At 43.1% G+C, this 25,340-nt stretch carries 28 protein-coding genes and 1 riboswitch; of the genes, 7 read left to right on the plus strand and 21 right to left on the minus strand.

The window, feature by feature from the left end; all coding sequences use genetic code 11:
* Positions 1 to 3: 3 nt before the first annotated feature.
* From FQ085_RS03860 to FQ085_RS03920, 13 genes are all read right to left on the minus strand, one after another.
* A complete protein-coding gene (locus FQ085_RS03860) occupies positions 4 to 552 on the minus strand; it encodes a bifunctional adenosylcobinamide kinase/adenosylcobinamide-phosphate guanylyltransferase (RefSeq protein ID WP_149455982.1) in 549 nt (182 codons plus the stop codon).
* Complete coding sequence (locus tag FQ085_RS03865) at positions 534 to 1,613, minus strand: pyridoxal phosphate-dependent aminotransferase (protein WP_058384427.1); 1,080 nt, start codon at positions 1,611 to 1,613, stop codon at positions 534 to 536. The genes FQ085_RS03860 and FQ085_RS03865 overlap by 19 nt, the downstream gene beginning before the upstream one ends.
* Positions 1,600 to 2,553: an adenosylcobinamide-phosphate synthase CbiB gene (gene cbiB / locus FQ085_RS03870; RefSeq protein WP_058386844.1), complete on the minus strand. Its 954-nt coding sequence runs from the start codon at positions 2,551 to 2,553 to the stop codon at positions 1,600 to 1,602. Before cbiB ends, FQ085_RS03865 begins: the two co-directional genes overlap by 14 nt.
* On the minus strand, positions 2,553 to 4,016 hold the full coding sequence (locus tag FQ085_RS03875; protein ID WP_149455983.1) for an adenosylcobinamide amidohydrolase: 1,464 nt from the start codon (positions 4,014 to 4,016) through the stop codon (positions 2,553 to 2,555). Before FQ085_RS03875 ends, cbiB begins: the two co-directional genes overlap by 1 nt.
* 2 nt (positions 4,017 to 4,018) lie before the next feature.
* Positions 4,019 to 5,020 carry a FecCD family ABC transporter permease gene (locus FQ085_RS03880; protein ID WP_410477389.1) on the minus strand — a complete coding sequence of 334 codons (1,002 nt, stop codon included), beginning with the start codon at positions 5,018 to 5,020 and terminating at the stop codon, positions 4,019 to 4,021.
* On the minus strand, positions 5,004 to 5,975 hold the full coding sequence (locus FQ085_RS03885) for an ABC transporter substrate-binding protein (protein ID WP_058386842.1): 972 nt from the start codon (positions 5,973 to 5,975) through the stop codon (positions 5,004 to 5,006). Before FQ085_RS03885 ends, FQ085_RS03880 begins: the two co-directional genes overlap by 17 nt.
* 174 nt (positions 5,976 to 6,149) lie before the next feature.
* A riboswitch (cobalamin riboswitch) is annotated at positions 6,150 to 6,336 on the minus strand.
* Between the two features lie 44 nt (positions 6,337 to 6,380).
* A complete protein-coding gene (gene argS / locus FQ085_RS03890; protein WP_058384425.1) occupies positions 6,381 to 8,042 on the minus strand; it encodes an arginine--tRNA ligase in 1,662 nt (553 codons plus the stop codon).
* On the minus strand, positions 8,042 to 8,449 hold the full coding sequence (locus FQ085_RS03895) for a YwiB family protein (RefSeq protein WP_058384424.1): 408 nt from the start codon (positions 8,447 to 8,449) through the stop codon (positions 8,042 to 8,044). The genes argS and FQ085_RS03895 overlap by 1 nt, the downstream gene beginning before the upstream one ends.
* 192 nt (positions 8,450 to 8,641) lie before the next feature.
* The gene (locus FQ085_RS03900) at positions 8,642 to 9,865 is read right to left on the minus strand and encodes a cation:proton antiporter (protein WP_058384423.1); all 1,224 of its coding nucleotides are present in this window, start codon (positions 9,863 to 9,865) and stop codon (positions 8,642 to 8,644) included.
* 139 nt (positions 9,866 to 10,004) lie between these two features.
* Positions 10,005 to 10,502, minus strand: a complete 498-nt coding sequence (locus tag FQ085_RS03905) for an antibiotic biosynthesis monooxygenase family protein (protein WP_058384422.1) — start codon at positions 10,500 to 10,502, stop codon at positions 10,005 to 10,007.
* Between the two features lie 566 nt (positions 10,503 to 11,068).
* Entirely contained in the window at positions 11,069 to 11,941 is an 873-nt protein-coding gene (gene speB / locus FQ085_RS03910; protein WP_058384421.1) for an agmatinase, read from the minus strand.
* A gap of 3 nt (positions 11,942 to 11,944) precedes the next feature.
* Entirely contained in the window at positions 11,945 to 12,778 is an 834-nt protein-coding gene (gene speE / locus FQ085_RS03915) for a spermidine synthase (RefSeq protein WP_058384420.1), read from the minus strand.
* Between the two features lie 397 nt (positions 12,779 to 13,175).
* Entirely contained in the window at positions 13,176 to 13,691 is a 516-nt protein-coding gene (locus tag FQ085_RS03920; RefSeq protein ID WP_058384419.1) for a YwhD family protein, read from the minus strand.
* Positions 13,692 to 13,752: 61 nt separating this feature from the next.
* Between FQ085_RS03920 and FQ085_RS03925 the strand changes: the two genes are divergently transcribed.
* A complete protein-coding gene (locus FQ085_RS03925; protein WP_038704761.1) occupies positions 13,753 to 13,938 on the plus strand; it encodes a 2-hydroxymuconate tautomerase in 186 nt (61 codons plus the stop codon).
* A 353-nt stretch (positions 13,939 to 14,291) separates the two neighbouring features.
* Here FQ085_RS03925 and FQ085_RS03930 read toward each other — a convergent pair whose 3' ends face one another.
* The 3 genes from FQ085_RS03930 to lipL are packed head-to-tail and all read right to left on the minus strand — an operon-like array spanning position 14,292 to position 16,966.
* Positions 14,292 to 14,786, minus strand: a complete 495-nt coding sequence (locus FQ085_RS03930) for a YwgA family protein (RefSeq protein WP_058384418.1) — start codon at positions 14,784 to 14,786, stop codon at positions 14,292 to 14,294.
* Complete coding sequence (locus FQ085_RS03935) at positions 14,787 to 16,091, minus strand: HD domain-containing protein (RefSeq protein WP_058384417.1); 1,305 nt, start codon at positions 16,089 to 16,091, stop codon at positions 14,787 to 14,789.
* Between the two features lie 53 nt (positions 16,092 to 16,144).
* Positions 16,145 to 16,966 (minus strand): octanoyl-[GcvH]:protein N-octanoyltransferase, encoded by an 822-nt coding sequence (gene lipL, locus FQ085_RS03940; protein ID WP_058384416.1) that lies wholly within the window; start codon positions 16,964 to 16,966, stop codon positions 16,145 to 16,147.
* A gap of 175 nt (positions 16,967 to 17,141) precedes the next feature.
* On the opposite strand from lipL, the gene hemQ reads away from it, so the two are divergent.
* The gene (hemQ, locus tag FQ085_RS03945; RefSeq protein ID WP_149455984.1) at positions 17,142 to 17,891 is read left to right on the plus strand and encodes a hydrogen peroxide-dependent heme synthase; all 750 of its coding nucleotides are present in this window, start codon (positions 17,142 to 17,144) and stop codon (positions 17,889 to 17,891) included.
* A gap of 272 nt (positions 17,892 to 18,163) precedes the next feature.
* Here the strand turns inward: hemQ and FQ085_RS03950 are convergent, their stop codons facing one another.
* The 4 genes from FQ085_RS03950 to FQ085_RS03965 are packed head-to-tail and all read right to left on the minus strand — an operon-like array spanning position 18,164 to position 20,286.
* Positions 18,164 to 18,541, minus strand: a complete 378-nt coding sequence (locus FQ085_RS03950) for a DUF423 domain-containing protein (RefSeq protein WP_058384414.1) — start codon at positions 18,539 to 18,541, stop codon at positions 18,164 to 18,166.
* A 20-nt stretch (positions 18,542 to 18,561) separates the two neighbouring features.
* Positions 18,562 to 18,828, minus strand: coding sequence for a YwdI family protein (locus FQ085_RS03955; RefSeq protein ID WP_058384413.1), 267 nt, complete (start codon positions 18,826 to 18,828; stop codon positions 18,562 to 18,564).
* A 58-nt stretch (positions 18,829 to 18,886) separates the two neighbouring features.
* Positions 18,887 to 19,567: a uracil-DNA glycosylase gene (locus FQ085_RS03960; RefSeq protein ID WP_149456141.1), complete on the minus strand. Its 681-nt coding sequence runs from the start codon at positions 19,565 to 19,567 to the stop codon at positions 18,887 to 18,889.
* Positions 19,567 to 20,286 carry a DUF4230 domain-containing protein gene (locus FQ085_RS03965; RefSeq protein WP_058384411.1) on the minus strand — a complete coding sequence of 240 codons (720 nt, stop codon included), beginning with the start codon at positions 20,284 to 20,286 and terminating at the stop codon, positions 19,567 to 19,569. Before FQ085_RS03965 ends, FQ085_RS03960 begins: the two co-directional genes overlap by 1 nt.
* A gap of 69 nt (positions 20,287 to 20,355) precedes the next feature.
* On the opposite strand from FQ085_RS03965, the gene FQ085_RS03970 reads away from it, so the two are divergent.
* The 5 genes from FQ085_RS03970 (at position 20,356) to FQ085_RS03990 (ending at position 24,269) form a co-directional block, all read left to right on the plus strand.
* Entirely contained in the window at positions 20,356 to 20,610 is a 255-nt protein-coding gene (locus tag FQ085_RS03970; RefSeq protein WP_058384410.1) for a hypothetical protein, read from the plus strand.
* Positions 20,611 to 20,669: 59 nt separating this feature from the next.
* Positions 20,670 to 21,503 (plus strand): pyridoxine/pyridoxal/pyridoxamine kinase, encoded by an 834-nt coding sequence (gene pdxK / locus FQ085_RS03975; protein WP_071153016.1) that lies wholly within the window; start codon positions 20,670 to 20,672, stop codon positions 21,501 to 21,503.
* A gap of 202 nt (positions 21,504 to 21,705) precedes the next feature.
* Positions 21,706 to 22,056 (plus strand): YojF family protein, encoded by a 351-nt coding sequence (locus FQ085_RS03980; RefSeq protein WP_058384408.1) that lies wholly within the window; start codon positions 21,706 to 21,708, stop codon positions 22,054 to 22,056.
* Positions 22,057 to 22,070: 14 nt separating this feature from the next.
* Positions 22,071 to 22,760, plus strand: coding sequence for a bacillithiol biosynthesis deacetylase BshB2 (gene bshB2 / locus FQ085_RS03985; RefSeq protein ID WP_071153015.1), 690 nt, complete (start codon positions 22,071 to 22,073; stop codon positions 22,758 to 22,760).
* 156 nt (positions 22,761 to 22,916) lie between these two features.
* Positions 22,917 to 24,269 (plus strand): YjiH family protein, encoded by a 1,353-nt coding sequence (locus FQ085_RS03990; RefSeq protein WP_058384406.1) that lies wholly within the window; start codon positions 22,917 to 22,919, stop codon positions 24,267 to 24,269.
* Between the two features lie 48 nt (positions 24,270 to 24,317).
* On the opposite strand, the gene FQ085_RS03995 is transcribed toward FQ085_RS03990, so the two are convergent.
* Entirely contained in the window at positions 24,318 to 25,262 is a 945-nt protein-coding gene (locus FQ085_RS03995; protein ID WP_058384405.1) for an L-threonine 3-dehydrogenase, read from the minus strand.
* Positions 25,263 to 25,340: the final 78 nt, after the last annotated feature.

Consider the following 25,340-nt stretch of genomic DNA (forward strand, 5'->3'; position numbering starts at 1 on the left):
TTTTCACTTCCTTCTAAATGACAACCCATTTTCCATTTCGAGTGCCTGATCAGCTTGCTGAACGAGCCAAATATGAATACGCCCAAGCCAGCTTTGGTACAGTCGATCTCGCACAAAGTCGTCTAATACTTCATTTGAGACAATTGTCAACGAATGGACTGTATTCAACATTTCCAGAATCGTCTCTTGTAACTTACCCCATTTCTGCTCCATGCAGTCTTCAATGTCAGCACACATATTGCCCGTTTCCCAACCTTCATAAAGTTCATTGGCAAGCCACGTTGTTACGCAGTCCCATAGCACTAAATCGTCCGGTTCAAGCTCTTGTAACACATTTGCCATACTGTAGGCTTGCTCAATAGTTAGCCAGCCATCTTCCTGCCGATCTTTTCGATGACGTTCAATGCGCTCTATCATCTCTTCATCATAAGCTTGACCGCTAGCCAAATAAATCCTCCGGCCCTTGCCAGTATCACGTACAAGCATTTCTGCATAAGCGCTTTTGCCACTACGAACTCCACCACTGATAAAAACTAATTGACCTCGAGCCATGCTGCAATCGCCTCCCGAAGTTTCTCCATATTTTCCGTTGACTTCATGCCGATCCGGAACCACTTGCCATCCATTCCTCGGAACGATTCCGTGTGTCTAAGGACCATTCCTTTTTTTAATAGTTCTACGAAAAACGCTTGAGAATCATACGGGTCTGGCAACTGAAACGACAAAAAATTAGCGGCAGAATCAGTTGTTCGACAATGATTTCTACTAAAAAACTGCTGCATCTTCTGTCGTTCTGCTGAAGCGGCTCCAATCACCTTGAGGCGATAACTGGCTGCTTTCAGACAATCTGCTCCAATCGCAGCGGACAAGGCATTAACATTCCAATGTGCCGCTCCTTGCTTTAATTGATCGATTGTTTCAGTTTGACTAACCGCATAGCCCAGTCGCAACCCAGGAATTGCATACATTTTGGTCATCGAACGAACAATGATAACATTCGGAAATTCCTGTAAAAACGGCATAAAAGAAACTTGTTCGCCAATAAAATCGATAAAGGCTTCATCAAGTACCAGTTCGCAGTTTTGATTTAAACAAGCTTGCGCTATTTTTTTAAGTGTGTCGAGGTCTAACAAAATACCTGTAGGATTCTGTGGGTTGCAAATGTACAGCGCCGTGCAGCCTACAATGGCGGGTTGAAGTTTTTCCAACGTCAATTTCCAGCCATTTTCTGGTCCCAGCTGAATCACTCTGATCTGAACGTTTTCCGATTCTAGCGTTTGGCGGTATTCAGAAAATGCCGGTTCGATTAATACAACTTGTTGATTGCGATATCTTCTAGCTAACCAAGTGAAAATCTCAGCTGCACCGTTCCCTATAGCCAGTTGGTCTACTTTTACTTGATGAAATTTTGCTGCTGCTGTGCGAAACGGTTCTCCTTGTGGATCGGGATAAGTTCCGACCCGTTCTAGCATTTTGGGCCACTGTTCTGCCAAGAATGCAGGTGGACCGAACGGATGAACGTTTTCGCTGAAATCCACAATTTGCTCGGGGGGAGTGATTCCAGCTTGTTTATACAGATGTAGTGGATTAGCTCCGTGATTAGGCAATACCAAGCAAGACCCCTCCTAAAACAAATAAAATGAAAAATCCAATGGTGACTCGTTGCATGTGTCCAACAGTGTCATGAATATGTCGTGCTTCTAATGGATAAATCGGGATTCCCATTCGTGCACGGTAAGTCTCGACTCCACGATAACGATTTACACCACCGAGCTCAATGCCCAGTTGCACCGCTGTAGCCGCTTCTAACCAACCACTGTTTGGACTTGGATGCTTGGGTGCATCTTGTAGCCATTTCGCAAAACGCTGATGTAAGGACAGTGCCTGTTTGTTTTCTGTCATGATTAAAATCAAAAAGCCGGTTAACCGACTCGGAATGAAATTCAGCACATCATCGGTTTTTGCTGAAGCAAAGCCAAACTTCTCAAATTCCTCATTATGGTAACCGACCATTGAATCCAGCGTATTGACCGCTTTATACAACCATATTCCAGGTGCCCCAAGCAAAAATGCCCAGAATAATGGCGCGGTCACACCGTCGCTCGTATTTTCAGAAACCGTTTCAACAACGCCTCGCGTTATTTCACTTTCATTCAAGCCAGCTGTATCTCTGCCGACAATCCAAGATAATTTTTCACGTGCCAACACCATATCTTTATCGATCAGCGGCGTGTAAACATCCATCGCTGCGTCTTTTAAGCTCTTCTGGGCAAGTCCAGAAGCAATCAGTAAAGCTTCTAAGACAATTCCTACAAAAAGATTCAACGAGTACGCCAGTGCGACAACTAGATAAACAATCAAGAACACGGTCAAGGCAATAGTTCCTACTAACAAAAAGCCGTTTCGGTAGGCGTTTGCCCCCTTGTTCCAGCGACGCGTTAATGTGCTTATTGCTGTGCCGATCCAGCGAACCGGATGCGGCCAATTTGGCGGATCTCCAACGATACGATCGATGGTTAAACCTAGCGCTATAGCGATAATATGTGCCATTATCAATTTTTCGCTTTCGCTAGTTCATATAATTTGAGCGCTTCGACAGTACACTCAAAAACGCCAACACCGATTAATTTTCCAAGCTCGGTAATTGGTCCTGCATAAGGCAATTGTTCCCCTTGTTGCGTTGCCGCAACCAAACAACTATCAGTCGATGTTCCGGTTGCAATTGTGCCAGTCAGCGGATCTTCAACTTGCTCTTGTTGAAGTGCTTTCGTTTTGGCTTCAGTCGCCGTAATCATTGCTTGGATAAATGCTTCATCCGACAAAACTCCATTAACTAGTATCCATGTGTTGATGGTACCAACGCGTAGCGTACGTTCTACTGCTTTTGAGACATCCACACCGTTTCCAACGCCTGCAGTTACCGCAATAACGACCGAACCAAAAGGACCTGCATATTCTTTAACAATGGCATCTTGCGTTTGAACCGCTGTCATCATTCCTACTGTATCCGTCGTCTTCAAGCCATTTCCCGCAATATACTCCGTCATTTCGTGAACACTGTCATCTACATTATAAAACGCATCCACATGGCGGTTCATAAAATTCCGGAACCATCCGGAGCCTGCATTGACGACTGCTGAGGAAACCGTTTTTAACGGAATGGGGCTTTTGTATAGCACCATGTCTTTAGAAATCTGAAATTCTTCTGCCCGAATTTTGAAGATGGCTGAAGCATTCTTAACTCCTGGCAATAAAGTGATTTGCGGCTTTGGTAATTCAGGATGTGGGTGATTGCTAACTCGTGTCTTATAGACCCGTTCAATATCCTGTTCGCGAACCACTTCATGTGGTTCACCCATTCGAACAACTTGACCCCGGTCAAGCAACAATAATTGATCGCAATACATAGACGCCAAATTGATATCGTGAAAAATCGAAACAATGGTTAACTCTTTTTCAATAGCTTGCTTTTTAATGGTATCGAGCAATTCCTTTTGATGGTTAATATCTAAGTGGTTCGTTGGTTCATCTAATAGTAAAATGCCCGAATCTTGCGCTAATGCTTGTGCGACGAAAACACGCTGTTGTTCGCCACCAGACATCCGGTCAATTTGCGTTTTTTCATAATGGCTAATGTCCATCAAGCGCATGGCTTCTACAACGGTCCGCTCATCTTCTTCAGACCATGATGAAAACCAGCCCCCTTGATGCGGATACCTGCCAAGCGAGACCGTTTCTCGAACTGTATGGGAAAAGGCGTGTGTATGCAATTGAGGCAATACCGCCATTTTTTTCGCTAGTTCTTTAGCTGGAAAATCTGCAACCGACATACCTTCGATTCGAACTTCGCCGCTTTCAGCTGGTAATACACCACTAATTAATTTCATTAAGGTCGATTTGCCGCTACCATTTGGCCCTAAAATACCTAGAATAGAGCCTTTCTTCACAGTAAAAGATACGTCTTTTACGATATTTTTATCGCCGTAGCCACCTGTTAGACCATTTATTTCAAGCATTGTTAAGCCCCTCCTTTGCGCTGCCGGAAAAAGATAAAGGCAAATACCGGTGCGCCGATAAACGCCGTAATAACACCAATTGGCAATTCTGTTGGTGAGATAATCGTTCGTGATACCAAATCACAAACGATCAAAAGAGCGGCTCCATTAATAAACGACAAAGGCAAAACGTGGCGATGATCCGATCCCCATAATAAACGGGTCATATGCGGAACGACCAATCCGACAAAACCGATCGTTCCAGAAACCGAAACAGCCGCTCCTGTTAGTACCGATCCCCCAATCAAAATCGTCATTTTGCTCTTTTTGACATCTACGCCTAAGTGCTGCGCGCGTTCTTCACCAAACAGCATCGCATTTAATTCACGACGCTTTAGCCATAATATGAAAGAACCGATTAACACAAACGGCAACGCCATTCGAACATATGGCCAACCACGCATAGACACACTGCCGAGCAGCCACCCGATAATTTGCCGTAACTCTTCTCCTGTTAAAGCAATCATTAAAGAAATAATTGATCCAAGAAATGAACTAAAGATAATTCCAGTTAAAATGACCGTTTCCATTTTCATCGAGCGATCCACCAGTTTTGCAAAGCTCATAACGGCAAACATCGTCAGCAATGCTCCGATCATGCTCATAACCGGTAAGGTGAAGGGTCCTAAAAACGGTATCGAAATGCCAAAAAAGAGCGTCGTCACAGCGCCGACTGAGGCACCGGAAGACACTCCCAGGGTGTAAGGATCGGCCAATGGATTTTTTAAAAGCCCTTGGAACGCAGCACCCGCAATCGCTAGCGCTGCTCCAACAAGCCCTGCCAAAATTACGCGAGGCATGCGAATATTCCATAAAATATTGGCCGCCGCTTCATCTGATGACGGATTCCACAGCACAACTGGTGAAATAGAAACCGTTCCAACGGTCACCCCGAGCAATACGGCTCCTACTAAAATCAGCAGAGAGACGCTGTATGCTACTAGATGTTTACTCATTGAAAACATCAGGATAAACTGCCTGTGCCATTTCCATTAGTCCTGCAGTTAAACGTGGTCCTGAACGAGTGAGCATATCCGAATTTAAGCTGTAGATGGCATCTTCTTTAACAGCTGTTACTTCTGCAAAGCCGCCACGTTTTTTAATTTGACCGACTGCATCTTCAACATAATCGCCTTCTGTCGTGATCATAACATCCGGATTTGCTGCAACGATTGCTTCTGGGTCCATAATAACCCATCCTTCTAATTCGCCAGCAACGTTTTCCGCATTAATCAATGTCAACATTTCATCCATGAATGTGCCGCTTCCCGTTGTGTAAATGTCCGGTTGGCTGCCGACTTCTAAAAAGACCGTTTTGGGTTCTTCAATTGTTGCTGCCAGTTCTTCGATTTCAGCCACTTGGACTTCCATTTCTGAAACTAGTTTTTCTGCTGCTTCCATCGTTCCTGTCGCTTGTGCAATTTCTGTAATTGAATCGTAAACTTCTTCAAAACTAGCCGCATTTTGAACGACGAATACGTCAAGGCCTGCATCACGTAATTGTTGCAATCCAGCATCTCCAACACCTAGTCCCGATTCGTGTGCAAGTACTAAGTCTGGCTGAAGGCTAATAATTTTTTCTACATTAAATTCTTGTCCCCCAATTTTTTCAACATCCGTTGTTTCTTCTGGGTAGTTATCATAATCGGATACGCCGACCATTTTTTCACCTAATCCTAATTCATAAGCAATTTCTGTATTCGATGGAATCATTGAGACAATAGCTTCTGGCTCTTCTTCAATAACAATTTCATCTCCGACTGCATCTGTAATGGTTACCGGATATTCAACTTCCGCTACTTCTGCCGGTGGTTCTGCTGGTGTTTCGACATCCTCTTCAGGTGTTGCCGCATCTCCACATCCTGCTAGTAAAACGGCTGCTAATCCCGCTGTTGCTCCAAACTCCCAAAACTTGTTCATCATTAAAATCCCCCTAGAGTGTCGTGTTTTTGTTATAAAAAATCGCTGCAGGCGGACGCTGATTTGTGGACTACTTAAAACTGACACAAAACAAAATCCCCCGCAAAGTTCTGCGAGGGATTGAAAGGACGCCATAAAAAAGCATGCGCATCCAGCCTTTCCTCGCAGGCATATGGGTGTGTTGTCATAAAGGCAGGTCTCCTGGCTTGTGATCATTGGTGTTTGCACCTTCCCAAAGCATTGCTTCAGTGGCATATTGCAAATTCCTCTCACATACAGTGGCGGGACCGCGCCGGAGTTGAACCGGCTTCCCTTTTAACTCATGTTCTTAGACATAAGCACCTTTATGAATCGCTATTAAGTTCTAATTCTGTTTCATTATACACGTAACCGTTTAGCTTTCGCTTACATTTTTTCAGGAGCTTCGACGCCGACTGTTTTGAGTGCATTCGCTAACGTTGTTTTCACAGCCGTGATCAATGCCAAACGAGCACTTGTCATTTCGGCGTTTGCTGCATCTAATACTTTATTGGCATTGTAGAAACTATGGAAATTTGACGCCAATTCTTGAATGTACGTTGTAATACGGTGAGGTGCACGTTGTTTCGCTGCATCTGCGATGACTTGTGGGAAATCCCCAATTTTTTTCAAAACATCAATTTCTTTTTCAGAAGTCAACAAGTTTAAATGCTCTTCTGAAGCTAGTAAACCTTGTTCTTCTGCTTGACGCAAGATTGAGCTAATACGAGCATGCGCATATTGCGAGTAATAAACCGGGTTTTCGTTGGACTGTGAAACGGCCAAATCCAAATCAAAGTCCATATGCGAATCGCCTGAACGCATCGCGAAGAAATAACGAACGGCATCTAGTCCAACTAGTTCGACTAGTTCGCGCATCGTTACCGCTTTTCCTGTACGTTTACTCATCTTCATTTTTTCGCCGTCTTTGTACAATTGCACCATTTGAATAATGCTCACTTCAAGTGTATCACGGTCATAACCAAGCGCTTCGATCGCTGCTTTCATCCGTGGAATATAACCGTGATGGTCAGCACCCCAAACGTTGATCAGCTTGCCAAAACCGCGTTGCAATTTATCTTCATGGTAGGCAATATCCGGCATTAAATACGTATACGTGCCATCATTTTTAATTAAGACACGATCTTTGTCATCTCCAAATGTTGTTGACCGGAACCATGTAGCGCCTTCTTCTTCAAAGACATGACCATTTGCACGGAGCTTAGCTAATGCTTCATCGATTTTACCGTTTTTGTATAAGGATGATTCTGGGTACCATTCATCAAACTCAACGCGGAAGTTTGCTAAATCTTGTTGCAGTTTAGCTAATTCCACTTTTAACCCGTGTTGACGGAATGTTTCAAAACGCTCTTCATGCGTCATGCTAACAAATTTATCGCCATGTTCTTGAACCAGCGCTTCTGCGATGTCTTTAATATCTTGGCCACGGTAGCCATCTTCTGGCATGCTGTCGCCTTTGCCAAGTGCTTCAAAATAACGCGCTTCGATCGATAAAGCCAAATTGTTAATTTGGTTACCGGCATCGTTAATATAATATTCACGAGATACATCATATCCAGCCAAGTCTAGAATGTTGCATAGCGAATCGCCGACTGACGAGCCACGCGCATGCCCTAAATGCAGGTCTCCAGTTGGATTAGCCGAAACAAACTCGACTTGGATGCGCTCATTGCCGCCTGCCGTTGAACGCCCGTAATCTACTTTTTGCTCTAGTACCGTTTTGACAACGTCCTGCAAATAATCTTTTTTGATTGTAATGTTGATAAATCCGGGTCCAGCAATATCTACTGTTTGGATGTTCGCTGCATCTTTATCAAGATTTGCTACAATCGCTTCGGCAATTGCACGAGGTGGCTTTTTCGCCAAACGTGTTAATTGCATCGCAATATTCGTTGCATAATCGCCATTTGTTTTATCTCTCGGTGATTCCAACTGTACTTCAACTGATTCTGTTGTTAACTCTGCTTTTTCGATTGCTTCCGCAAATGCTGTTTTAATGGCGTGTTGAACTTGTTCTACTGCATTCATTATTTAGCCTCCATAAATTGTATTTCCATTTCGTATTCACCGACATGTTCTGACCCTAATGCCATATCGTATCGGACCTTGAATCGTGTATCACTGATCAACAGTTCATGCGCTTTCGTCGTCAACATAAACGATCCTTGTTCATTTGTCAGATTGCCGGTTTGTTCTTTATGTAATAAAAAAGGGAGCCGCATCTGCAAGCCGCCGCTTCTCATAATCACCGCTTCATTTTCTTGAAGTTTAACCATCGTCCGAATTTCAAGGTCATCTTGCTGCTCGGCATACTGCAAATAGCGCAGCTGGTTTTTCTCCGTTAATGTCCCTCGAGATTCCAATACCATTACTTGTTCTTCCATTTCCGGCTGACGGATCGTCGTTGTCAGTTTTATTTGTACTGTCTTTTGCATGTCTCTCCGCCTCCCCGTCAAATAATAACCTTCTCATTATAGCCCGATTCACTCGGCTTTTTCAATACAGCACCTATTGTTTGCGCCAGTTCTTTTTACCGGGACGTTGCGAATGGAGAAATTCGATAAATTTATAGCAAAAACCGACCCTTTTATTTTAGGGGCGGTTTATTTTCATTTGTATGATTGGGTTTATCTTGACTGAAGTCCTAGCAGTTTAATCAATGGTTTGATGGTTAAGCCTTGAATGACTAAAGAAAACAGGACGACCGCAAACGTTAAGATTAAAATCGTTTCACGTCCGTCGAAACTTGCCGGAAGACTTAATGCTAAGGCAATCGATAAGCTGCCTTTTAACCCGCCCCAGTTCAATAAAATCCGCTCTTTACGATTTAAGTCTTTAGCCGGCATTGTACTGAAAAACAGAGCAACAACTCTCGCCACTAAAACGATGACAATGGCCAATAAGATGATCAACCATTGGCCAGAAAAATCGATATTGCGAATTTCCAATCCGACAATCAAAAAAATTAACGAATTCGCAATAAGTGTGATGACGTCCCAAAATGTATTAATCGCATTTTTCGTTAACTCTGACATCCCGATTTTACCGCCGTAATCATTAAAAACAAACCCTCCTGCTACTACAGCGATGATTCCAGACACGTGTATATGCTCTGCGATAAAATAACTCCCGAAAAACAATAATGCAGAGATGGCAATTTCAAAAGGATAATCGTCATAAAAGCGAATAACTTGTGAAAAGAGGTACCCCAGAATGACACCAACCAATATGCCTCCTACAGCAAAACGAAGAAATAGCAACACACCACTGCCTAAGCCTGCCCAGCCCATATCAATATAAGTCAGTAAATAAACAGACGCGATTTGAAATAAGACGATCGCAATTCCGTCATTAAAAAGAGATTCGCCTTCCATAATTGTGGAAAGCTTTTCTGAAACCCCTGCAGATTTAAAGATGGATAAGACACTGATTGGATCGGTTGCGCTCATCAATGCCGCAAACGTAAAAGCGACCGCTAAAGGAAGACCTAGTAAAAAATGAGTTAAAAACCCGATCACAACAAACGATATAAATGTTCCACCTAAAGCAAGGCCTAATACGGTCTTTCTTCGTTTGTATAAATGATGAAAAGGAAGCTTTAACGTAGCATCACCAAGCAGGATAGGTAAAAACAAAGAAATGATGATCACTTGGAAAACTTCCGATTGTGTAATAAATTCTTCGGCCATGTCAATGAATGGAAATGGTAAGCTAGTCGTTCCCAGCAAAAGACCTACCAGAACTAATGCAATGGTGTCTGGTTGCTTGATTTTTCTGGCAATCCCGACAACTGTAATCGCAATGGCCAATAACACCAAGATTTGGATGAATACCTCATCAAACTCATGCATAAGTCACTGTCCTTTCTTTATTTATTGCTTTCTTCATCTATATCTCTTATTGGATTTTACTAAACGTAGCGTCCACTATTTCTGGAACCAAAAACAGACGGGAAAACAATTCGTTTTCTCCGTCTGCCTTATTTTAATGTTACTTCGTATAGGTAGTGACAAAAGAAGGTCGCGGAAAAATATTTGGTCGTTTGTCTATCCCTTCTTTTGTACCACGTTTTGCATGTGCATGACCATATGCTTGTGACTCTTGCCAATCTTTAAACGATTTCTCGTCTTTCCATAAAGTTAAAATAGTATAAGTATCCGAATAGAGCGGACGCAGTACACGTATTGCTGCAAAGCCAGGTTCTTTTTCTACCATTCCAGCTCTGTTTTGAAAACGCGATTCAAAAAGATCGCGACCTTCATCTGTTACCGGAATATTGTTAAAAACCGCGTAGCCGCCGTCCTCAATATGGCCCACAGCGTTTAACACTTCATACGCTTCTGCGTTGCGTAAAGTTGTCCCGTCTCCTGCCTCGTAAAGCACAACAGCTTCTTTCTCATTCTGTAACTGGGTCATGTTCGCATTTGGTTGGTCTGCCTTAATTTGTTCGACTTGATCTTGTGGCCCCGTCCATTTATACAATTTCATGCTACGCACCTCTTCTACTGGATTCTTTTTTTCATTTTACCGTTTTCAAGAGAAGTTTTCTAATTTAGGCTCTTGCCACCATAAGAAAACCCGCCTAGAAACATTCCAGACGGGTTTGACGGTCTATTTAATTGGCTGAAAAAACGCCGCTTCGCTAGCGCGTCTTACGCCCGTCGAATCTACACGGCCGCTTGCGCTTTTCTTATTGGCTAGCTCTAGCGGCTAGTCCCTCGGGGTCTTAAGTCAGCCCACTGCGGAAATCAAGATTTCCTGCGTGTTCTGTCTTAAGCCTGTCGGGACTGAACAGCCGCTTGCGCTTTTCTTTTTGGCTAGCTCTAACGCACAGCTCTTTGGGTCATAAGCCGTCTCGACTGTGCGGCAAAGAACGCCGCTTCGTCGATCCGTCTTATGCCCGGCAGAGCTACATGTGCGCTTGCGCTTTTCTTTTTGGCTAGCTCTAGCGCACAGCTCTTTGGGTCATAAGCCGTCTCGACTGTGCGGCAAAGAACGCCGCTTCGTCGATCCGTCTTATGCCCGGCAGAGCTACATGTGCGCTTTCGCTTTTCTTATTTCACCCAACCTAAAATCATTTCGCGCATTAATTTGCTTGCTGTGTTCGCTGTTTGGTCGGAATGATCGTACACGGGCGCTAGTTCTACAAGGTCAAAACCGACGACATTGACACCTGATGCTGCGATTGCATGGATAGAAGCTAGTAATTCGCGAGACGTGATACCGCCTGCGTCAACTGTTCCGGTTCCTGGTGCGTGTGCAGGGTCTAGTACGTCCATATCAATCGTGACGTACACATTGCGCCCTTCAAGTGTTGGTAAAACTTCTTTTAAAGGCTCAAGCACTTCAAATTTCGAAAGGTGCATGCCGTTTTCTTTTGCCCAGTCGAATTCTTCTTTCATCCCTGAACGAATACCAAATGAATAGACATTCTTCGGTCCGATATGATCTGCGATTTTGCGTATCGGTGTCGAATGCGAGTATTCTTCGCCTTCGTAGTTTTCGCGAAGGTCTGTGTGTGCATCAAAGTGAATAATTGCCAGATCATCGTATTTACTAGCGACTGCTTTCATTACGGGCAATGACACCAAATGCTCGCCGCCCATGCCCATAGGAATTTTTTCGTCCGCTAAAAGAGTGTGTACATACGTTTCGATTTCCGCTAAGCTTTTTTCCGGATTACCAAATGGTAACGGAATGTCGCCTGCATCAAAAAACTTAACGTCTCCTAGCTCGCGGTCAAGGTACGGGCTATATTCTTCTAGTCCAATTGAAACTTCGCGAATTTTGTTCGGACCAAAACGAGAACCCGGACGGTAACTAACTGTCCAGTCCATCGGCATGCCGTAAAGAACCGCTTTGGATTCTTCGTAATTCGGGTGGCTTTTGATAAATACTTTTCCTGAATACGTTTCGTCAAATCTCATGTGTTATTCTCCTGTCAAATCTTTCACGAATTTCGGTAAAACAAACGCAGCGTTGTGTAACTCTGGCGTGTAGTATTTCGTGTCGATTTCATGGAAACGTTCTGCTGGTACTTCTAATGGGTTGTACTTTTTCGAACCGATTGTGAAGGCCCACAAACCACTTGGGTATGTTGGAATGTTCGCCAAATAAAGACTAGTAATTGGGAAAATTTCTTTTACATCACTTTGCACTTGTTTGATTAAATCTGCTTTAAACCACGGGTTGTCCGATTGCGCGACGAAAATACCGTCTTCTTTCAAGGCTTTTGAAATCCCTGCATAAAAGCCTTTAGAGAACAAGTTTACAGCTGGTCCAACGGGTTCAGTTGAATCTACCATAATCACGTCAAACTCGTTATCTGATTCTGCGATGTGCATGAACCCGTCTCCAACGATAACTTCCACACGTGAATCTTCTAAGCCTGACGCAATACTCGGCAAGAATTTTTTTGAGTACTCGATTACTTTTCCATCAATGTCGACAAGTGTTGCTTTTTTAACAGACGGGTGCTTTAAAATTTCACGAATTACGCCGCCATCACCGCCGCCAACGACTAAAACGTTCTCAGGGTTAGGGTGTGTAAACAAGGGAACGTGTGCAACCATTTCGTGATAAACAAATTCGTCTTTTTCAGAAGTCATGACCATGCCATCTAAAAACAACATATTGCCCCACTCTGCTGTTTCTGCCATTTCAAGATATTGAAAAGCTGTTTGTTCTGTATGAAGGGTTTTATTGATTTTCATCGTAATCCCAAAGTTTTCTGTTTGCTTTTCTGTATACCAAAATCCTGCCATCTATAATCAAACTCCTTTTCATTCTGAATAAAATCCACTTAAAAAAGTATAAGTGTTTTCAAAAAAAGTGCAATATTTATTTCATACTCCTCTTTACCCGCTCAAAGCTGCACTACACTAAAAATAAAAAGGTTTTCTGTGCAGGGAACTTTTTCCCTTCACAGAAAACCTTTTTAAATCCTGATGGTGCGGAGAAAGAGACATGAGGCATTGGGCTTGGGTTTTATCGCAATGGCTCACGGCACTTGCTCGCTATCAGGTGTCCTAGCTTTCTATTGAAAAGCTGTAGTTCTAGTGTACTGCCTTTTATAAACAACTTCAACCATCCGGTAGACGCAATTTGAAATGTCATACTCTGTTCAAAAAGCATTTTATTATTACAGGAACACGTTTTTTATCATCTGCCTAAGTCTTGATGAAGTTGCTCTGAGCTATTGTTCCACATTTCTGCGTTATGCGATTCTAAATAGTCGGCCAGTACGCGTTTTGATGGCTCATCCATTTGGTCCACAAGAATTTTGCGTTTCATTGATTTGTCCATGCGGTTCACATGATCTGCTAAAATTTTGTAGCCTCTTCGTTTTTCACGATTAACCACCATTTCACACGCTGCAACTCCGGCGTAATAAGGGCCTACCGGATTAAAATCGATGGTGATCCACACAAGCCAATAATCTTTGCCACTTGCCGAATCTTCTCGGTTAGTTGTAAATTTAATGCCGCGCTCTACTTCACTGCGGGCATGCATGGCACCGATATCAATAAACGCTTCTTGCTCTTCTACGTCAATAAATAAGGGAGAAACATTCTCCAAAGATAGAGACCCAATGCCATAACCTTTATGGCCGTCCGTTGGATCATTTTTTATAATGGTAAATCCTACTTTTTGTTTTGGTTTTTCTTCATTCGCCATTGTCTGAATCCTCCGTTCTGCTATGATGATAGTATTCTTAAGAAAAGGAGCTGTATTCATTATGCCATACGTTACTGTAAAAATGCTCGAAGGTCGCACAGAAGACCAGAAACGCGCACTTGTTGAAAAGGTATCCGAAGCTGTTTCTGAAACGACAGGCGCACCAATCGAAAACGTAACCGTCTTTATCGAAGACATGAAAAAAACAGATTACGGCACAAAAGGCAAACTCTTTAGCGATCAATAAAGAAAAGCGGAAATGGCCGTTCAGCTTCGACAAGCATAAAGCGCGCTGGCGAAGCGACGTGTTTTCAGCCGCACAGCCAGCGTGACTTATGACCCGAGGAGCTAGGCACTTGCAACTGGACCATAGAAAAGTGAAAGCAGCCGTGTAGATTCGACGGGCATAAGACGCGCTGGCGAAGTGGCGTGTTTTCAGCCGCACAGCTAGAGTGACTTATGACCCGAGAATCTGGCTGCTGGAACTGGACAACTCGAAAAGTGAAAGTGCCTGGTCAGCTCCGATAAAAGCTAGATTAGGCATTTCCCATAAAATAGCCGAAAAACTCCCGTTACGGGAGTTTTTTCGTTTGCTGCTTGTTATGAGCTCAATTCCGCAATAAAGGCAAAAGAATCTTCTATCTCTTCTACTGTAAAGTTAAGTTTTCCTTTGACGATGTGTAGCTTGTCAATTTGTTCCTGATGGGGTAAATTATCAAAATACAAGAGTGTTGCGGTTAACTCTAAAAAACGGCCACTTTTGGCGTTCAGTTTTTCAGCAGTCGCTGGGTTTTCTAAAATAGAGGTGCCCAAAACCTTGCGAAACTCCTGACCTTCTTCTGTTACCGTATATTTATATTGAACATAAGAACCTTTATCCTCCAATGCCTCTGATAAAAATCCCATGTCGCATAACTCCTCTACACGAGCAGTCAATTCCTCTGAATACGGTCCATAAATATGAAACTCGTATTTTTCCTGAAACGGAATGTCCAACTTCTTCATAATGTAAATCATTTTCTGCAATTTCTTGCGACCGGTTACACCTTCTGCAGTGGCAATAAAATCCACAATTTTTGCGTGTTCTTGGAGCAACTAGACCCCTCCTTCTCGAAGCATTTCCAAAATCTGCTGCTTGATGGCTGTCTTTTTGCCGTCGATCAATAGTTCAGCTGGAAAATACAATTTATAATCCGTTCTGCGTTTACCTGAAATCGCATCCACAATTTGTGACAAGCGTGATAATTCTTTAATATCACCATTTGGCATTAACAAATGAATTGGCAAACGTTCTTCTTCTTCACCCGGGCGATAAAAATCATAAGGCAAGTCAGAAGTTGAATCATCAATCAAATAATACTCTGGGTCTATGCCGGCAGAACGAAACAATTCGGTCAACTCGCCCAGCTTCTTGTAATTCTTGGCTGGGTCAAAATCGACATATTGAAACAAACGCCTGTTGACAAATCGGTCGCACAAGTCCGAAAGAATCGGATCGCGTTCGGTCATCCATAATTGAAAATAAGTCATTAAGACGCCTTCATCTAGCGCCAAATAGTCTTTCAACGTAAAACTGCGGTCAAAAAATGATAAGAAATGAGTTGGAGGTTGTTCGAATTTATAGCCATTTCCACTCAATTCTTTTGCCCGTTGAAGGATTTTCCGTAAAATCACTTCTGCACTGCGCGCAACTGGATGGAAATACACTTGCCAATACATTTGATAGCGGCTCATGATGTAATCCTCAACTGCATGCATGCCACTCGATTTGATCACCACTTGATCCCCTAGTGGGCGCATCACCCGTAGAATTCGCTCCATATCAAAATGACCGTACGAAACCCCTGTATAATAAGCATCGCGCTGAAGATAATCCATGCGATCCGCGTCGATTTGACTAGAAATCAACGACACAACCTGTTTATTTGAATACGTTTTAGCGATAACTTCTGCCACTTTCGTCGGAAACTCTGGTGACACGTTCTGAAGAATTTCGTTAACCTCAGTATTTCCAAGCAGGATTTTCCGTGTAAATTCTTCGTGATCGACAGAGAAAACTTTTTCAAATGAATGCGAAAACGGACCGTGTCCCAAGTCGTGAAGAAGCGCTGCGCACAACACCACTAACCGTTCATTTTCATCCCATTCTGGACGACCGTGAAAAATATCATCCGAAATCCTGCGGACGATTTCATAAACGCCAAGCGAATGGTTGAACCGACTATGTTCAGCTCCATGAAAGACTAAATATGAAGTGCCCAATTGCTTGATCCTGCGCAAACGCTGAACTTCGCGCGAATTGATCAAGTCCCAAATCACTTGGTCGCGCACGTGGACATATCGATGAACTGGATCTTTAAAGACTTTTTCTTCGGCTAATTTTTGTGTTGCGTAACTCACCCGCGCACCTCCGTTTTTTCATGTAACAGCTATTCTACACCAGTGCCACAATGCTATTCAAGAGGACGTTCTAGCATTTTTCGGTTCCGCTCAACTACACGATCTAAATAAAATCCGTATAACTCTGTTTCAACAGGCTGTAGCGCCATCGGTACTGGTGACCCCATCAAAGCATGTAAATCTACAACAACTTCTTGGACAGTAATTTGTCTTGCCAATAGTTCACTAAGCGATGCCATTGTTTCTGGTTTTATTTCAGGATAGGCAAACTTTGTTTCTTCGCCTTGGAGTCCCGCTTTGTAAAAGTCACGAATGACCTCTGCACGTTGTGCGCCACTACCCTCAATACATAAATAAACTTGAACAGCGATGCCGCGACGAATCCGGCGCTGTGAAATGCCCGCGAATTTCCGACCCCCAATGCTGAGATCGTAAGAGCCTGGACAATACGATCCCACGATTTCGTAGGCGTCAATATCCGCTTCAGGGAATAATTCACGCACCAAATCGAGCATTAAGTCGTAACCCGCTGAGATATCGATGGCGTTGTCTTTTTCCGATAGCACGAGCGAGATGTTTAAAACGCCGGCATCCAGCACAACTGCCAGTCCTCCTGAATTCCGTACAATCGGCGTAAAGCCATGGTCTTTTAATACATCCATGCCTTTTTCAATATGCGGCAAACGATGATCTTGGATTCCTAACACTACCGTATCGTCGTGCACCCATGTTCGAACGGTTGGTGCGCTTTTTCCGGATCCCACCAACTCACATAAGGTATCGTCTGCTGCAAATGATTCAAGCGCAGAGCGACTTTTCGCGCTTAACGATTGATCCCAAAAACGCCAAGCTGTTTCTTCAAAAAATAACGGCATATTTATTTCTCCTCTTTCTGCAATTCCATGTCTCTAGTTTACTCTTTTCAGCAAGCGCTGAAAACCCGTGGACGTCATGTCAAATTAGTGACAGCCATTTGTTTTAAAGGAAGTTGTATGGCCAGTGTGATAAACTGATTGATGAGAGATTTACATTAAAAGGAGTGTTTGAGTAATGAATGAAGCTGCAATTACATTAGACGGCTGGTACGTTCTCCATGATTTCCGCTCAATGGACTGGGTTTCGTGGAAAATGCTAACGGACGAAGAACGCCAATTCGCGATCGACGAATTCCAAGCATTCATGGACAAAATCAACCAAGCTGATGAAAATAAAACCGGCGCACATGCCTTGTATTCAATTGTTGGCCAAAAAGCTGACTTGATGTTAATGATGTTGCGTGAAACGATGGACGAATTAAACGAACTTGAAACAGAATACAACAAATTGACATTGATTGCTTATACAGTTCCTACGTACTCATACGTTTCAGTTGTTGAGCTTTCTAACTACCTTGCCGGAAAATCAGATGAAGATCCTTACCAAAATCCGCATATCCGTTCTCGTCTATACCCAGAACTTCAACGTTCGCAGTATATTTGCTTCTATCCAATGGACAAGCGTCGCGACGGTGATGATAACTGGTACATGCTACCAATGGATACACGTAAAGAATTAATGCTATCTCATGGTAAAATCGGCCGTAGCTATGCTGGTAAAGTCAAGCAGATCATTTCTGGGTCTGTCGGCTTTGATGACTACGAATGGGGCGTTACTTTGTTTGCAGACGACGTTCTTCAATTCAAAAAGTTGATCTACGAAATGCGTTTTGACGAAGTCAGCGCGCGTTACGCAGAATTTGGTTCATTCTATGTAGGCACACGCCTAAATGCCGAACGCACGACTAAAATGTTAGAAGTTTAATTGATCTATATTGAAAAGTCGCCTTTTAGGCGACTTTTTCTATTTGAATTTTTGTGACCGCACCTCGTGAAGAGATTTCCAGCAAACTTTTATGAATTTATTCCAATTATTTGGATATACTGTCCGAATGGAACAAAATACTGTCCGTTTCACGACAAATACTGTCCGAATTCCATCGAATACTGTCCGAATCGTATACTTTACTGTCCAAACGGCAAAACGACTCAAAAAAAGGGCAATTCGCGCGAAGCGAATTGCCCTTTTCAACGTCATTACAATGCTTTGGCTGCAGCGATAATGACCATGACCCAAGCGGCGATAAACGCAATGCCTCCGATTGGGGTAATAGCGCCAAGAACGCCGATTCCTGTCAAACTTAATACGTATAAGCTACCTGAGAAAATAACAATTCCGGCAAGCATTAAATAACCGGCCCAACTTAATGAACTGAGTGATCCGAGTAGCGTTGAACTCATCAAGATTGCGACAACGATCAAGCCAATCGAGTGAAACATTTGATACTGTACGGCAGTTTGCCATGTATCCAAATACTTGTCTGCAACACGACCTTCTAAAAGGTGTGCGCCAAATGCGCCGAACGCTACAGATAAAAGAGCGTTAACCGCTCCAGCAATTAAGAAAAACTTCATAGTCGACTTCCTCTTTCCATTTAAAATTCAAACAGCGAATCGCCGTTTGCGTCTTCTTCTTTCAGCTTGTTGACGGCAGATACTGTCTGCGTTTGCGGCTGAGGGGAAGAAAGTGGTACGGCACGTGGGGTTTGAATGTCGCTCATCGGTTGCTCGTCTTCTAACAACAAATCACATAATGCACGAATGGCTACGACTGAGTCGCGAAACTTTGAAGAATCGCCATTCCGAGCACGCGTCGTATGCTTGTCGATTTCATTTAAAATACGCGTCGTATCGATGGACATGATACAGCCCCTCTCCGTTTTGATTTAATTCCAGTTTAACACGTCCACCTGCTACAGTTCAGTCCAAACAAAAATCAATAGGCTGTTGTCCGCGGCTTTGTAACAGACTGTTCACTTTTGAATAAGGCCGACTGCCAAAAAATCCACGATGGGCGCTGAGCGGACTTGGATGAGGCGCTTCAAGCACATCATGTTTATCGAGGTCAATCAGTCGTTTTTTCATTTGGGCAGGTTTGCCCCATAATATAAAAACAATTGGCTCTTCGCGCTCGGACAATTTACCAATCACGCTGTCCGTAAACGTCTCCCAGCCTTTGTTGCGATGCGAATGTGCTTCTCCTGCTCTTACTGTCAATACGCTGTTCATCATTAAAATGCCCTGGTCGGCCCATTTCGTTAAAGTGCCATCTTTTGGTTTTTCGCAACCAATATCTTCTTTTAATTCTTTCAGCAAATTCTGTAAGCTTGGCGGATGCGCTACTCCGGGTAAAACAGAAAAACTAAGTCCATGTGCTTGGTTGGGACCATGATACGGATCTTGTCCGAGAATAACGACTTTTACATCGCGATAGGAAGTATGTTCAAAGGCAGACCAAATATTTTCCATTGCAGGATAAATCGTTTGCTCAGCGTATTCTTCTTTCAAAAACGCACGCAGCTCCAAATAATACGGTTTGTCGAATTCTTTACCGATGACCTGCTGCCAATCGTTGTGAAAAATTTGTTTTTTCAACTCCATCACTCCTCGAACTCGACTGTAACATCATAATTGACCAAGCCGAACATCTCTTGAACAGAACGCGCAGCATTATCTTCGGCCGTCTGTAACACACCTTGACCTTCCGTTTCTTGAAGCATCAACTTTTTAGCTTCTTCTGCCAGTTCGTAAGCTTCAGAAATGTCAGCCCCGCTGCGAAACAGCCCTTCATACGAATAAACTTCTACTTGATCCATAAACAATTCCGGTCCTCCTAGAAATTCTGCTGGGGGCAATGTTAATGTCGCTGTTTGAGCATCTTCATCGAGTACTATATCGTCTTCAGATACTTTGGAAAAATCAATTCCAGCTCGTACTGACCCTGGAATAACGACCAGTAATTGCCGTTTTGTACCAGGCAAATCGAGACCAATCTCCTGACCAAATAATGAATTGTCCTCGCGTTCGATAATCACTTTCGAAAAAGCTTCCGCTGTGGACAGTTCATTCAAGTCCTGAATTTGTTCTAAAAAAGCGCCTTTACTTTCTGTGAAGGTGCTGCCTTTAATCATCCAAAAAGTTCCAAGGGGCAAGGCCACTAAAAGTAATAGTAAAACCACAATGAGCACTAAAAAAGAATTGCGAAAAACACTCATCATCAGTTTGGCATATTTCCAGAAGCCAGATTCTTTCGTATCCCCTTGCTCTTTCATTTCTTCTAACAACCGTTCGATTTCAGTCATCCGTGGATCTTTAGCCAAGATATCCCCTACTTTCTTATGTTCTATTTATCCAGCTTCATGGTACGATTGTCCAAAGGAGCGATTACGATGGCCGATTGGCGCGAAAAGATTACGAGTGTTTCAAAAACGAAAGGCACAACAGCTCCTGAAAGCGCAAAGCGCGCTGGACTAGGCTGTTTAGGTGTAATTATTGCTGTTGTTTCTATTCTAACATTACTTATTACGATTGGTCTTTTCAAAAGCGGCTTTGTTTTAATGGGCATTTTTGCGACTGCCTTTTTGCTTATTTGCGTTGCAACTACCGTTTTACTGCTTGTCCCGAATAAGCGTAATTCGTTGTAAACACTCGAAATTTTGTTAAAATAGTGGCAAAGACAATCCAATTTAGAGGAGCTAACCTAATGACACTCAAAAAAACCTTAACCATTGCTGGATCAGATACTTCTGGCGGTGCAGGCATACAAGCAGACCTTAAAACATTCCAAGAACACGGAACTTATGGCATGAACGCATTAACGGTCATCGTCACAATGGATCCTGAGAATGGCTGGAGTCATGGGATTCATCCGATCGCATTAGATACATTAGACGCCCAGTTGAAAACAGCATTTTCTACAGGGGTTGACGCTTTGAAGACTGGTATGCTCCCAACTGTAGACATCATTGAAATGGCCGGCAAAGCCATTGCAGACTCTGGAATCAAAGACGTTGTCATTGATCCCGTTATGGCTTGCAAAGGGGAAAACGAAGTGTTGTTCCCTGAAAATGTGGATGCCATGATAAAGTATTTATTGCCAAACGCCAAAGTCGTGACACCCAACTTGGTAGAAGCAGGCAATTTATCCGGAATGGGCGTGTTGAAAACTGTTGAAGACATGCAAGCGGCCGCTGAAAAAATTCACGCACACGGCGCAGAATTTGTGGTCATTAAAGGCGGCAAACAGCTCCAGCATGAAAAAGCAGCGGACTTATTGTTTGATGGCAAAACACATTATTTACTGACATCTGAAAAAACAGATACCACTTATAACCACGGCGCAGGTTGTACCTTCGCTGCTGCGATTACCGCGAACTTAGCAAACGGGCAATCTGTTAAAGACGCTGTTCTAAATGCGAAATTTTTTGTCGCAACAGCAATTCAGCACGGCTGGAAGCTGAACGAATACGTTGGTCCAGTTATGCACGGTGCCGCTTCGAAATTCACAAAACCTGAAGTCATTGTGACTGAATTATAAGCAAGAACAAACGCGTGCCGGATTTTCTTCGGCGCGCTTTTTTTGCGGTCCAATTTTGTTGCTGTTGAAATGAGGTACGGTTGTTAGCCTCCTATCTGCGGGCGAATTCTCAGGACAATCTTAGCTTTACAAAGCAACCTAATCGCATTCTCACACATAATTCCTTATACTGAAAGAATACCGATTTTATAGGAGGAACATCATGGAATTAGTTGAAGTAAAAAAATTACAAGTCCAACTGGATGCTTTTGCCGGTAAAGATGTTTACCTTCATTTGGAAACAACCAACGGCTCCTATGCCTCACATTTTAACGAAAGCTTTTTCAACGCCGGCGCATTTATCCGGAACGTTGTGATCAATTACGAACTTGGAAAAGTGGTTGGTGACAGTCCGCACCGTGTTGGACTAAAATTACCGCATGGCTGGGTCTACGCACAAGGCATTACGCATTACGAATTAGACGAAGAGGGTCGGCTGTTGCTTGCCGGACACGCCGGAGACGGAAAACTAGCGGTTGCGCTTGAAATTAGCGAAACACCGTTTAGTTATTAAAGGAGGGACACATAATGACAATTCCACACGAACGTCATGTGCTGGTCGTCTTCCCTCACCCGGATGACGAAGCATTTGGTGTTTCCGGAACGATCACGACACATATTCAACAAGGCACCCCTGTTACATACGCCTGCCTAACACTTGGCGAAATGGGACGCAACTTAGGTAATCCGCCCTTTGCTACGAGAGAATCGCTCCCTGTAGTCCGCAAAAAAGAACTTCAAGCTTCTGCAGACGCAATGGGATTAACCGATCTTCGAATGATGGGCTTGCGTGATAAAACCATTGAGTTTGAAGATGATGAGAAAATGGTTAAGATGATGACGGATTTGATTGAAGAACTCAATCCTTCAAAAATCATCACCTTTTACCCGGACTTTGCGGTCCATCCAGATCATGAGGCAACAGCACGCGCTGTTGTTCGTGCTGTCCGCCGAATGAAAGATCGGCCAACACTTCACGGCGTAGCTTTTGCAAATAACACGGTGGAGATGCTCGGCCAACCTGATGTCGTTTTTGACATCCGTGAAGTCCGTGAGCAAAAAATGAATTCCATGAAAGCCCATATTTCACAAACAGCTTGGATGCTGGAAGAAATGGAACATAAGCTTCAGCAAGGTGATACTGCTACAGAAAACTGGTTAACCAAAGAACGTTTTTATCATTATCGCTGGCATGAAGATTTCGAAAAATCCTTCTAAAAAACACCCTTCAACTTTTTCTCAGTTGGGGGGTGTTTTTTTAAGGCATTTTCAGATAATATAAACATTGGTTATAAAAGCGTTTACATAGGGGAAAGCGTTGTATAATCAGTTATTATTATGTGTATTCATGCACGGAGAAAAGGGGAATTATTTGTGAAAAAGTTTTCTACTTCAACATGGTTATTGTTTTTGATTCCTTCTTTACTCGGAATCCTATTGTTTTTGGTGCCAATTCCAACTGAAGATGGCTGGATGGTAACTATAGCAGTTCTTGCTAACCTTATGGCTGGAGCGATCGAATCCATCGTACCGTGGATTATGATGGGCATTTTAATCGTAGCCGCTCTCGGTTCATTGTTCTTTATCACTAAAAAAGTTAATGAAACTGACTATGTTTCATTTATCGACAAGCTCTTTAATGTCAATCTATTTTGGACGATTGTTCGGATTCTCGGCGCGGTTTTTGCGGTTATGGTGTTGTTCCAAGTCGGTCCTGAACCTATCTGGAATGAAAATACCGGCGGACTTCTTTTATCTGGAGACGGTTTACTGTCTTTCCTTTTCACTATTTTTCTTTTTGCTGGATTGTTTCTTCCCCTCTTGATGAACTTTGGCTTATTGGAATTTTTCGGTACGATAATGGTAAAAATCATGCGTCCACTTTTCCGCTTGCCAGGTCGCTCATCTATTGATGCTTTGGCGTCATGGGTTGGAGACGGTACCATTGGTGTTTTATTGACAAGCAAGCAATATGAGGCAAACAGATATACGCAGCGTGAAGCAGCGATTATCGGAACCACGTTCTCCGTTGTTTCGATTACTTTTGCTATTGTAGTCATACAGGAAATTGGCCTCGGCACCTATTTCCTTCCGTACTACGCTACTGTTATCTTAGCAGGTATTATTTTGGCATTGATCATGCCACGCCTTTACCCGCTGACAAACAAACCGACTACATTCATGGACGGGTCACCTCAAGATTCTCAATCTGAAGATGTTCCACAAGGCTATAATGTCACTTCTCACGGAATTGAAAATGCTTTGACAAAAGCTGAAGAAAATCGTTCAGTTAAAAAGTTTTTTGAGGATGGTTTTAAAAATGTACTGGATATGTGGATTGGTGTTGCACCAGTTGTAATGGCATTTGGTACAATTGCATTGATTTTAGCCGAATATACACCTGTGTTCAGCATTCTTGGTACACCGTTTGAACCATACCTGCGATTGCTTGGTGTTCCAGAAGCAGCTGAAGCCGCTCAATTAATGGTTGTTGGCTTTGCTGATATGTTCTTACCTGCTATTCTTGGTGCAGACATCGAGTCTGAAATGACACGTTTTGTCGTCGCTACCATGTCCGTCACACAATTGATTTACATGTCCGAAGTTGGTGGATTGTTACTTGGATCCAAAATCCCTGTCAACATCCTGGACCTGATCATCATCTTCTTGCTTCGTACAATTATCGCTTTGCCGATTGTTGTAGGCGTTGCGCACTTGTTGTTTTAATCCACACAAAATGCCATCCGCAAATTGCGGATGGCATTTTTTATTGTCTTAAACTAGTTGAAGCTTTTTTTTTAGCTTTTCTAACATATCGACAGTCATTGCATCTAAGTCATATGACGTTTTAAAGCCCCATTCGGCTTTCGCAGCCGATGCATCGATATTGTCTGGCCAGCTATCTGCAATTTCCTGTCTCACCGGATCAACTGCGTAAGACATTTTGAAGTCGGGAATGTGCTTTTGGATAGACGCTGCAATTTCTTCAGGCGTGAAACTCATTGCTGTTACGTTAAATGCATTACGGTGAATTAATTGATCTGAATCTGCTTCCATCAAGTCGACAATCGCTTGCAGCGCGTCAGGCATATACATCATGTCCATAGCTGTTCCTTCTGCAATATATGAAGTGTAGCTTGCTTTTTCAATTGCTTGGTAATAAATATCGACTGCATAATCAGTTGTGCCGCCGCCCGGTTGTGCTACGTTCGAAATAAGTCCTGGGAAACGAACACCGCGTGTATCGACACCAAATTTCGTGTGGTAATAATCGCAGAGCAATTCACCAGCTACTTTATTAACGCCGTACATTGTTGTTGGACGCTGTAACGTATCTTGTGGCGTATCTTTCTTAGGTGTTGAAGGACCGAACGCTCCGATAGAACTAGGCGTAAAAAATTGCATTCCTAGCTTGCGAGAGGCTTCAAGTGCATTTACAAGCCCCCCCATGTTCAAGTTCCAAGCAAGTAATGGTTTTTCTTCAGCAGTCGCTGATAATAGAGCCGCCATATGAACCATCGTGTCTGCACCGAAATCTTTTGCTAAATCGTACATTCTCTGTGCATCTGTTACATCCAAAATTTCAAAAGGTCCTGATTGATCGGCAGTTTGCCGTATATCTGTTGCTAAGACATTATCATTGCCATATATGCTGCGCATTTTCCCAACAAGTTCTGACCCTATTTGTCCTAAAGCACCTGTAATCATAATTCGTTCCATTTCCAACACTCCTTTTCCCCAAAAACATTTGTCCTGTCCAAAAAAACAAAAATATCCCTATAAACCTTGTCAATTAAA

Origin of the sequence: Planococcus sp. ANT_H30, from assembly GCF_008369335.1 — a bacterium.
Lineage (GTDB): Bacteria > Bacillota > Bacilli > Bacillales_A > Planococcaceae > Planococcus > Planococcus kocurii.